The sequence below is a fragment of the Brenneria sp. L3-3C-1 genome, assembly GCF_016456245.1.
Classification (GTDB): Bacteria; Pseudomonadota; Gammaproteobacteria; order Enterobacterales; family Enterobacteriaceae; genus Brenneria.
In genome coordinates, this window is sequence record NZ_JAEMHF010000008.1 from 190689 (window position 1) to 202802 (window position 12114).

Below are 12114 nucleotides of genomic sequence, written 5' to 3' on the forward strand. Positions count from 1 at the left end.
ATTGTGATAGTTAAGTAAAAAAGCTTTTCGCAAGAAAAGCTTTTTTCAGTCATCTTTCCCGCAGTGCTTCCGCTCTGGCCCGAATAATGGGTTTCAATAGATAGCTGAGAATCGTTTTCTTGCCGGTTATTATATCGACCGACGCTACCATGCCGGGAATAATAAGCAGCGGTTTCTCAGCGCTTCCCAGATAGTTTTTATCAGTACGCAACCGAATAATATAAAAACTATTCCCTTCTTTATCCGTCACCGTATCCGGGCTAATCTGTTCAAGCTGGCCTTTTAGCCCGCCATAGATGGTGTAATCATAAGCGGTGAGTTTGATGATGGCTTCCTGGCCGGGGTGCAGAAAAGCGATATCCTGAGGACGGATCCTGGCCTCGACCAACAGGTTGTCATCCAGCGGAACAATTTCCACCAAATCGCTCCCCGGCTGAATAACGCCGCCAATAGTGTTCACCAGAATTTGTTGGACAATACCCCGGACGGGAGAAACGACTAAAGTACGATTTACCCTATCTTCCAATGCCTTACCGGTGGCGGCAATCTTATTCAGGTTGGTTTGAGCCTCATTCAACTGCGCCAGCGCATCGCTTCTGTAACGCCCACGCGTTTCCTCAATTTTACTCTCGATCTCTTTTATGGCTGACTCGGCCCGGGGTATCGACAGCGTGACAGACTCCAACTGGCCTTTGGTTTCCACCTCGGCGCGTCGCAAACGTAACACTTCCACCTTGGAAATCGCACCTTCGGCGATAAGCGGTTCAGACATCCTGATTTCTTGCTGAAGCAGATTCAGACTGTTGCGGAACTGGATCTGTTTGGCCGAGAAATCCCGTAACTCCTGGCGGCGTTGTATCAGTTGTTGTTCCAACCCGGATATTTCATTATGGAACTGCTGGCGTCGGCTGTTATATAGCTTTCGCTCGCCATCAGCCACTTCCGGCGTCAGCGCGGCTATGTTGTCTGGTAACGTTAAATCACGATCGTTAATCTCGGCATTCAGCCGCTCAATCCTCAAGATTAAAGCCAGCCGATCTGCTTCGGTTTCTCCGACATTGGAAGCAAAGCGGGTATCGTCAAGCCGTAGTAAAGGGGCGCCGGCCTGAACTACCTGACCTTCTCGTACAAACAGTTCAGTGACAATCCCGCCTTCCAGATTCTGGATTTTTTGCAGCCGGGAGGAGGGGATCGCCTTGCCATCCCCGCGCGTGACTTCGTCTACGTTGGCGAATGCCGCCCAAAGAATGAAAAACAAGAAAAAGGCTCCGATGCTCCATAGCGTGACGCGAATGATTCTGGGGGAATCTTCCACCATGGCGCGACTGACTTCAGGCATGGTCTGAAGGCTGTCTTCATCTCGTTTGGTAAAATAACGCCCGATGCGTTTAGCATATTTAACGAGACACATTGATCTGCCCCTTCTTTAAGGCATCCATCACGATGGCTTTCGGGCCGTCGGCAATAATGCGCCCTTTATCGACAATAATTAAACGATCGACTAACGCCAACATGGATGCCCGATGGGTCACCAGTAATAGCGTTTTGTTGGCGAGCACCGGAACTAACGCCTGCTTGAGCCGATCCTCACTGGTGTTATCCATAGAGCTGGTTGGTTCATCAAAAATTAGAATTGGCGGATCGAGCAGAAGTGCTCTGGCCAGCGCGACAGCCTGGCGCTGGCCGCCGGATAACTGCTGACCGCGCTCGCCAACCTGCAGGTTATACCCATCCGGATGCAAACGGGCAAACTCATTAACGCCCGCTATTTCAGCCGCCTGTAGCATCGTTTCATCTTCAACGTAACGCGCACCGCTGATTAGGTTATCGCGTAGCGATCCGCTGAAAAGCTGAATGTCCTGCGGAACATAGCCGATGTTGTGCCGCAGATCGCTGACGTCCAACTGGCGCGCGTCGACGCCATCAATAAGAATATTACCCGTTGCCGGCTGATAGAGATTGACGATCAGTTTTTGCAGCGAGCTTTTACCGGATCCACTCCGGCCGATGATGCCCACTTTTTCACCAGGATTGATTGAAATATTGATGCCTTGCAACGAGCTGTTTTTCTGCTCAGGGTAATTGAACGTTACATCGCGGAACTCGATGCTGCCGCGAATGCTTTCCCGCTTAAGCGGACGTTCATTATCACTGCGTTCCTGCGGCAGTTGCATCATCTGTTCCGTCGTTTCCATCGTCAGGCGAGCCTGCTGGTAACGGGTAACCAGACCTGAAAGTTGCCCCAAAGGTATGAGCGCCCGGCCATTCAGCATATAGCAGGCGATTAATCCCCCCATGCTGAGTTTGCCGTTGATCAACATATATACGCCGACCACGATCATAGCGACGCCGGCAAATTGCTGAATCCATTGCGTCAGATTAACCGCCAACGATGACAATGCCTTGGCCCGCATTTCCAGCCGGCTGAGGCTACCGATGGTTTGTTCCCACTGATATTGCCGTTCGCTTTCCGCATTATTGACTTTTATTGCATCCAGGGCGCTTAACGTTTCGATCAATGTCGCCTGACGTTCGCTGGCCAGGTGCATCGTTTTTTCAATCGTCGTCGCTAACGGTTTTTGCAGCGCCCAACTGGTAAGCAAAGCGATGGGGTAGGCGAGTATCGAAACCCAGACCAATGGCCCGCCGATAATACCGATTACCAGCAGAAGTAATAACGTGAAAGGAAAATCGATCAGCGTGGTCAATGTTAATGAAGAGAGAAAATCTCTAAGCGATTGAAACTCATGAATATTTTGAGCAAAGCTGCCAACCCGCGCCGGGCGGGCTTTCATCGACATACCGGTGATACGTTCAAATAGCGTGGCTGAAATAATCAGATCGGTTTTTTTCCCGGCGATATCAAGACAAATGCCACGCAGGGTTTTCAATATCAAATCAAAGATAAATGCCCCGGTAATGCCAATCGCCAGCACCCACAAGGTTGCCGTTGCATGATTGGGGACGACCCTGTCATAAACATTCATAATGAACAGCGGCGTTGCTAACGCGATGATATTAACCAGCAGGCTGGCAAGAACCGCATCCAGGTAAAGAAAGCGCGACAGTTTAAGCGTATCTTTGAACCAGGATTGGGTTCGGGGGATGAGTGAGTCGGTCTGAATATCAACCTGATGCCGGGGATGGGCAAACATCGCCAGTCCCAGATAGTTCTGCTGCAATGTGTTGTGATCGACGGTAATTTCCCCGCCTTCTGTTTCACTGGGCATGATGCGGGCGCTGCCATCAGCATTCCAACCCAGTAAAACGGCCGCTCTTCCTTCACGTAACAACAGCATTGCCGGAAGCGACATTTCCGCAATTTTGTCCAGCGGCCGCTTTAGCACTCGGCCTTGTAATCCCGCTCGGGACGCCGCTCTGGGCAGTAACTTCACCGACAGACGCTGGTTGGCAAGGGGTAGCCCGGCGGTTAACGTTGCTCTGCTGACCGATTTCCCCTGCAAAGAACACAGTATTAGCAAACTATCCAGCAACGGATCGTCATGACGACCACGAGGATCGCTATGTTCATGGGCAACCGATTCGTCAGGATGGTTAGTATCGTGAACAGAATGCAACTTCATTTAGCTGAACTTTCCCTTACTCAACGCGGTCCCTGCAATTGATAATTTGTATATAGGCTGTCCCGACAAGGCCGGGAAGCTTATATACAAACATGATTTATTGAAATTGGATAATCAAATATATTAATTCAGCCTAGGTAACTCTGCATGAGTTGTCACGTTCGTAAGGCTATTACCCGCCGAAGGCGCCGGGATTGATAAACTATTTAATAAATCTCCCATCCGGGATTTTATCCGATACCCGGTAAACAATGCCGTAAACCGGACTTCCACCAGACGCCGCTGTGCGGTGAATAATTCATTTTCACTGTCCAGTAAGTCCAGTAGTGTTCGTTCGCCCAGACTAAACTGTTTCTGATAAGCGGTGCGTACTCTCATACTCCGGTCGGCATATTCTGCGGCAATAGGCAGTTGCTGATGGGAGTTATTTAAGGCCGACCACGCCAATCGAAGTTCCTCATTGAGCATACGCAGGGCGTTATTTCTTACATCCTGCGCTTCTTTTACCTGATAAGCCTTTGATTCCATGCTGGCTTTACCGCTGCCGCCTTCGTACAGGTTGTAACGCATTCTCAACATCGCCTGCCATTCGTTGTTGTGGCCGCGGGCGCCATCAATGTTGTTATCCATATTGCGCGCCAGCTCAATATTTACGCGTGGATAAAAGGTTGCTTTCGCCGCCTCGTATTGCTGTTTGGTCGCCTCAATGTCGGATTCGGCGGATTTCAACGCCGGATTATTAGCTAGCATGGTATGTTGCGCTTCTGCCAGCGACGCGGGCAGAGTGATGGCGGCGTTGTCGGGAATAACAAGACTATCAGGCTCTTTACCGATAACGCTGTAGTAATTGGTCCGGGCGTCATCGAGATTTGTTTTTTCCGTCAATACGTTATTGCGGGCCTGGGCCAGACGGGCTTCGGCCTGCTCCATATCGGCAAGACGGCCGACGCCTTGCTCACTACGCAATTTTATCTGATCGTAGATACGTTCATGGCTGGCAAGGTTGGCCTCCGCAAGTCGCACAAATTCCTGACGTTGCAGTACATCGAGATAAACCTGTACCGCGTCTAACGCCGTGGCTTCACTGGTGTTTAATACTTTGTATGCCCGGGAGTTTACCGTCGCGCGCTGACGACCGACCTCGCTGGACGTGGCGAAACCATCAAAAACAGTCTGACTTAGGTTAATGCTTGATTCACTGCGATGCAGTCCGACACGGTGATTACCGCTGGCGCGGGTTGAGGCGCTGTCCGTTTCTTCACGGCCGGTTCCGGCGTTTAACGTTATCGAGGGGAGATATCCCCCTTTGGCGGCGCTTAAATCGTGGTCGGCCGAGAAACGACTGTTAACTGAGGCGCTGACTTCAGGATGGGTATTAAGAGCGTGTTTTATCGCGTCCTGAATAGTATCGGCATGAGTGGAATGAGTAAAAACCGTCATCAAAAGTAATGTAGAGAAACTATATTTATTATGCGACATACTATTATTTTCCTTCACAAATGTTGTTTTTGTGATTATTCCTATTCCTGCAAAAGATTATTATACTAATGGTTTGCAAACTAACTTAATAATAAATATAAGGATATCAATATGTTGCTCTTTTGCAAGAAAATGAGAATTAGCTAAAATATATTAATTACTCAATATGAGTAAAGTTCTGGAAAGAATATTCTGAATTTTTTATTATATTAGCCATCGAGTCAAGAGATTGACGCATAAGAACGCTAATTTATGGCGACACCTCAATACGTTGTCAGGACGATACACAGCAAGAGCAGCCCGTTAGGATGATGTCGTAAGTTTTTTACTAAAATTTATCTGTTACATAAAAATAATTATAGATATCAAGAGGAAACTATTTTGAATAGCGTAATCGGTATCATCAAATTCGTTATTGGTCAGGTTTTTGTCATCGCATTGGATGGCAGTCAACGGTTAGTGGTCGCGGGTGAGCGTATCTATAGTGGTGAAGAAGTCGTTACGGGAGACAACGGCTCCGTTTCTATAACGTTACCTGACGGCCGCACGCTGGATTTAGGCCGCGACAGCCGCTGGAGCGACGTCGCCGGCGTGACGCCTCAGAATGCCGCGGCGGCGGACGACGAGGTCGCATCCTTACAATCGGCCATCGCCCAGGGGGAAGACCCGACACAAGTATTGGATCCGACGGCAGCGGGCAATGAAGATATTGGTGAAGCCGGCGACGGCGGCGGCAGCCATACGCCGGTCGTTCTGGATCTTACCGGAGAAATTGTTGAAGCCTCAATCGGGTATGACTCCACACCTCAAACTGTTGCTGCGGATCTTGATACTGTGGAGAGTAATGCCGGCTCAGCGGCGTTAGTAGCCTCCGACACCGCTTCCACTGATACCGGTGTCGATACCGCAGTACCTCCTGCTTTGACGCTTACCATCAATGATGACGGTACGATTAGTTTCACCTTTACAAAACCTCCGGTGGGTTTTGATGAAAATGATATTACGGTTGAGAATGGTACGCTAAGCGGCCTGACTCAGGATCCGAACTCCCCGACTCAGTGGACAGCGGTGATAACACCTCGCCCTGATTTTGAGGGAGAGGTGAGTATTCATGTTCCTGACGGCAGTTACACCGACGAGAACGGGACGCCAGGCACTGGCGTAAGTGGTTCGACAACGGTTGATACACTGGCCCCGGATGCGTCGATCAGTATTGATACGATTACGGCTGACAACGTAGTGAATGCCGCCGAGTCCGGCCAAACCATCAGCGTCACCGGCCAGGTGGGCGATCAGGTGCGGGCCGGTGATGCGATCACGGTGACTGTCGGCAGCGAGACTTATCAGACCACGGTGAATGCCGATGGCGTGACCTGGAGCGTGAGTGTGCCTGGTAGCGTATTAGCTGCCAATACAGCAATTAATGCCACGGTGACTACCGCAGATGCGGCGGGGAATACCACCACGGCAGAGGCTAACCGTCCTTATGATGTCGACACGGTGGCCCCGGATGCCTCAATTACCATCGATACCATCACCGCCGATAATGTGGTGAATGCGGCCGAGTCCGGTCAGAATATCAATGTGACGGGGCAGGTTGGTGATCAGGTGCAGGCGGGCGATGCGGTGACCGTCACCGTGGGTAGTGAGACTTATCAGACCACCGTTAATGCCGATGGCGTGACCTGGAGCGTGAGTGTTCCCGGTAGCGTGCTGGCAGGGAATACGGCGGTTACGGCTAGCGTCACCACGGCTGACGCGGCTGGGAATATTACCACCGCAGATGCCAGCCGCGGTTATACGGTTGATACCGTCGCGCCGGATGCGTCGATTACCATTGATACCATCACCGCCGATAACGTAGTCAATGCCGCCGAGTCCGGCCAGACTATCAACGTCACCGGTCAGGTGGGCGATCAGGTACAGATCGGTGATGTGGTAACCGTCACCGTAGGCAGTGAGACCTACCAAACCACGGTGAATGCCGATGGCGTAACCTGGAGTGTTAATATCCCCGGTAGCGTACTGGCAGGAAATACCGCCGTTACAGCGAGTGTGACGACCGCGGACGCAGCGGGGAATACCACTACGGCGGATGCCAGTCGCGGTTACACGGTTGATACTGTGGCGCCAGATGCCTCGATTACTATTGATACGATTACGGCTGACAACATAGTCAATGCCGCTGAGTCCAACCAGACTATTAGCGTGACCGGTCAGGTTGGCGATCAGGTACGGGCGGGTGATGCGGTGACCATCACCGTGGGGAGTGAGACTTACCAGACGACGGTCAATGCCGATGGGACGAGCTGGAGTGTGAGTGTTCCCGGTAGCGTATTAGCTGCCAATACAGCAATTAATGCCTCGGTGACGACCGCGGATGCGGCGGGCAATACCACCACGGCAGAGGCTAACCGTCCTTATGATGTCGACACCATTGCCCCGGATGCGTCGATAACTATCGACACCATCACTGCCGATAATGTGGTGAATGCGGCCGAGTCCAACCAGACCATCAATGTGACCGGTCAGGTTGGTGATAACGTCCAAGCCGGTGATGCAGTGACGGTTACCGTCGGCAGCGAGACCTATCAGACCACGGTGAATGCCGATGGCAGCACCTGGAGTGTCAATATCCCCGGTAGTGTGCTGGCAGGGAATACGGCGGTTACGGCGAGTGTCACCACATCTGATGCGGCGGGGAATATCGCTACCGCGGATGCCAGCCGCGGTTACACGGTTGATACCGTGGCACCGGATGCGTCGATTACTATTGATACGATTACGGCTGACAACGTAGTCAATGCGGCCGAGTCTAATCAGACTATCAATGTCACCGGTCAGGTGGGCGATCAGGTACGGGCGGGGGATGCAGTGACCGTCACCGTCGGTAGCGAGTCTTACCAGACGACGGTCAATGCCGATGGGGCAAGCTGGAGCGTGAGTGTTCCCGGTAGCGTATTAGCTGCCAATACAGCAATTAATGCCACGGTGACGACCGCGGATGCGGCGGGGAATACCACCACGGCAGAGGCTAACCGTCCTTATGATGTCGACACGATTGCCCCTGATGCCTCAATTACCATTGATACCATCACCGCCGATAACGTAGTCAATGCCGCCGAGTCCAACCAGACCATCAATGTGACCGGTCAGGTTGGCGATCAGGTGCGGGCCGGCGATGCGGTGACGGTTACCGTGGGCAGCGAGATTTATCAGACCACGGTGAATGCCGATGGCGTGACCTGGAGCGTGAGTGTGCCTGGTAGCGTATTAGCTGCCAATACAGCAATTAATGCCACGGTGACGACCGCAGATGCGGCGGGGAATACCACCACGGCAGAGGCTAACCGTCCTTATGATGTCGACACGGTGGCCCCGGATGCCTCAATTACCATCGATACCATCACCGCCGATAATGTGGTGAATGCGGCCGAGTCCGGTCAGAATATCAATGTGACGGGGCAGGTTGGTGATCAGGTGCAGGCGGGCGATGCGGTGACCGTCACCGTGGGTAGTGAGACTTATCAGACCACCGTTAATGCCGATGGCGTGACCTGGAGCGTGAGTGTTCCCGGTAGCGTGCTGGCAGGGAATACGGCGGTTACGGCTAGCGTCACCACCTCTGATGCGGCGGGTAATACCACCACGGCAGAGGCTAACCGTCCTTATGATGTCGACACGATTGCCCCGGATGCTTCAATTACCATCGATACGATTACGGCGGATAACGTAGTCAATGCCGCCGAATCTAACCAGTCTATTAATGTGACGGGGCAGGTTGGTGATAACGTCCAAGCCGGTGATGCGATCACGGTAACTGTCGGCAGCGAAACCTATCAGACCACCGTTAATGCCGATGGCGTGACCTGGGGCGTGAGTGTTCCCGGTAGCGTGCTGGCGGGAAATACCTCAGTTAATGCCACGGTAACCACCGCGGATGCGGCGGGCAATACTACCACGGCGGATGCCAGCCGCGGTTACACCGTTGATACCGTGGCGCCGGATGCGTCGATTACCATCGATGCCATCACCGCGGATAATGTGGTGAATGCGGCCGAGTCCAACCAGACCATCAATGTGACCGGGCAGGTTGGCGATCAGGTGCAGGCCGGTGATGCGGTGACGGTTACTGTCGGTAGTGAGACCTATCAGACCATGGTGAATGCCGATGGCAGCACCTGGAGTGTCGATATCCCCGGCAGCGTATTAGCTGCTAATACAGCGATTAATGCTGCCGTGACCACCTCTGACGCGGCAGGCAATACTACCACTGCGAACGCCGAGCGTCCCTATACCGTTGATACGGTTGCGCCGGATGCCTTGATTACCATTGATACGATTACGGCGGATAATGTGGTGAATGCGGCCGAGTCCAACCAGACCATTAATGTGACCGGTCAGGTTGGCGATCAGGTGCAGGCCGGTGATGCGGTGACTGTCACGGTGGGTAGTGAGACTTATCAGACTACGGTCAATGCCGATGGGACGAGCTGGAGTGTGAGTGTGCCCGGCAGCGTGCTGGCGGGAAATACCGCCGTTAATGCCACGGTAACCACCGCGGATGCGGCGGGGAATATCGCTACGGCGGATGCCAGTCGCGGTTACACGGTTGATACGGTGGCGCCGGATGCCTCGATCAGTATTGATACCATCACCGCCGATAATGTGGTGAATGCGGCCGAGTCTAATCAGACTATCAATGTCACCGGTCAGGTGGGCGATAATGTCCAGGCCGGTGATGCGGTGACCGTCACCGTGGGTAGCGAGACCTATCAGACCACGGTGAATGCCGATGGCGTGACCTGGAGCGTGAATATCCCCGGCAGCGTACTGGCGGGAAATACCTCAGTTAATGCCACGGTAACCACCGCGGATGCGGCGGGGAATATCGCTACGGCGGATGCCAGTCGCGGTTACACCGTTGATACGGTGGCGCCGGATGCGTCGATTACCATTGATGCCATCACCGCCGATAATGTGGTGAATGCGGACGAGTCCGGTCAGACTATCAGCGTGACCGGTCAGGTTGGCGATCAGGTGCGGGCCGGTGATGCGGTGACCGTCACCGTGGGCAGTGAGACTTACCAAACCACGGTGAATGCCGATGGCGTGACCTGGAGCGTGAGTGTTCCCGGTAGCGTACTGGCAGGGAATACGGCGGTTACGGCGAGTGTCACTACATCTGATGCCGCGGGCAATACCACCACGGCAGAGGCTAACCGTCCTTACGATGTCGACACGATTGCCCCGGATGCCTCAATTACCATTGATACCATCACCGCCGATAATGTGGTGAATGCGGACGAGTCCGGTCAGACCATTAGCGTGACCGGTCAGGTTGGCGATCAGGTGCGGGCAGGTGATGCAGTGACCGTCACCGTGGGCAGCGAGACCTACCAGACCACGGTGAATGCTGATGGCAGCACCTGGAGTGTCAATATCCCCGGCAGCGTACTGGCGGGGAATACGGCGGTTACGGCGAGTGTGACGACCGCAGATGCGGCGGGGAATATCACCACGGCAGATGCCAGCCGCGGTTACACGGTTGATACGGTAGCCCCGGATGCGTCGATTACCATCGACACCATCACTGAGGATAATGTGGTGAATGCCGCCGAGTCCGGCCAGACCATCAACGTGACCGGCCAAGTGGGCGATCAGGTACAGATCGGTGATGTGGTAACCGTCACGGTCGGTAGTGAGACCTACCACACCACGGTGAATGCTGATGGTGTAACCTGGAGTTTGAATATCCCCGGCAGTGTGCTGGCAGGGAATACGGCGGTTACGGCGAGTGTCACCACCTCGGACGCGGCGGGGAATATCACCACCGCAGAGGCTAACCGTCCTTACGATGTCGACACGATTGCGCCGGATGCCTCGATTACCATCGATACCATCACCGCCGATAATGTGGTGAATGCGGCCGAGTCCAACCAGACCATCAATGTCACCGGTCAGGTTGGTGATAACGTTCAGGCCGGTGATGCGGTGACCGTCACGGTGGGTAGCGAGACCTATCAGACCACGGTGAATGCCGATGGGGCGAGCTGGAGCGTGGATATCCCCGGCAGCGTACTGGCAGGGAATACGGCGGTTACGGCGAGTGTCACTACCTCTGACGCGGCGGGGAATATCACCACCGCAGAGGCTAACCGTCCTTACGATGTCGACACGATTGCGCCGGATGCGTCGATCAGTATTGATACCATCACCGCCGATAATGTGGTGAATGCCGCTGAGTCCAACCAGTCTATCAATGTGACCGGTCAGGTGGGCGATAATGTCCAGGCCGGTGATGTGGTGACCGTCACGGTGGGCAGCGAGACCTATCAGACCACGGTGAATGCCGATGGCGTGACCTGGAGCGTGAGTGTGCCCGGCAGCGTACTGGCGGGGAATACGGCGGTTACGGCTAGCGTCACTACATCTGACGCGGCGGGGAATATCGCTACCGCGGATGCCAGCCGCGGTTACACGGTTGATACCGTGGCGCCGGATGCGTCGATTACTATTGATACGATTACGGCTGACAACGTAGTCAATGCCGCTGAGTCTAATCAGTCTATCAATGTGACCGGTCAAGTTGGCGATCAGGTGCAGGCGGGCGATGCGGTGACCGTCACCGTGGGTAGTGAGACTTATCAGACCACCGTTAATGCCGATGGCGTGACCTGGAGCGTGAGTGTTCCCGGTAGCGTGCTAGCAGGGAATACGGCGGTTACGGCTAGCGTCACTACATCTGACGCGGCGGGGAATATCGCTACCGCGGATGCCAGCCGCGGTTACACGGTTGATATCGTTGCGCCGGATGCCTCGATTACCATCGATACCATCACTGCCGATAATGTGGTCAATGCAGCTGAGTCCAACCAGACCATTAATGTGACCGGCCAAGTGGGCGATCAGGTGCAGGCCGGTGATGCAGTGACGGTTACCGTCGGTAGTGAGACCTATCAGACCACGGTGAATGCCGATGGCGTGACCTGGAGCGTGAGTGTGCCCGGCAGCGTACTGGCGGGGAATACGGCGGTTACGGCTAGCGTCA

The 12114-nt window shown here is 53.8% G+C and carries 4 protein-coding genes; 1 reads left to right on the forward strand and 3 read right to left on the reverse strand.

Translation table 11 applies throughout. The features are described from left to right. Positions 1–49 precede the first annotated feature (49 nt). The 3 genes from JG725_RS15765 to JG725_RS15775 form a co-directional block, all read right to left on the reverse strand. Positions 50–1411 carry an HlyD family type I secretion periplasmic adaptor subunit gene (locus tag JG725_RS15765; protein ID WP_172290955.1) on the reverse strand — a complete coding sequence of 454 codons (1362 nt, stop codon included), beginning with the start codon at positions 1409–1411 and terminating at the stop codon, positions 50–52. Further along, positions 1398–3584 carry a type I secretion system permease/ATPase gene (locus JG725_RS15770; protein ID WP_172290956.1) on the reverse strand — a complete coding sequence of 729 codons (2187 nt, stop codon included), beginning with the start codon at positions 3582–3584 and terminating at the stop codon, positions 1398–1400. Before JG725_RS15770 ends, JG725_RS15765 begins: the two co-directional genes overlap by 14 nt. A gap of 123 nt (positions 3585–3707) precedes the next feature. Then, positions 3708–5063, reverse strand: coding sequence for a TolC family outer membrane protein (locus tag JG725_RS15775; protein WP_199378753.1), 1356 nt, complete (start codon positions 5061–5063; stop codon positions 3708–3710). A gap of 381 nt (positions 5064–5444) precedes the next feature. Here JG725_RS15775 and JG725_RS15780 point away from each other — a divergent pair. After that, positions 5445–12114 (forward strand): Ig-like domain-containing protein (locus JG725_RS15780; protein ID WP_199378755.1); only part of this gene is annotated, 6670 nt, incomplete at its 3' end.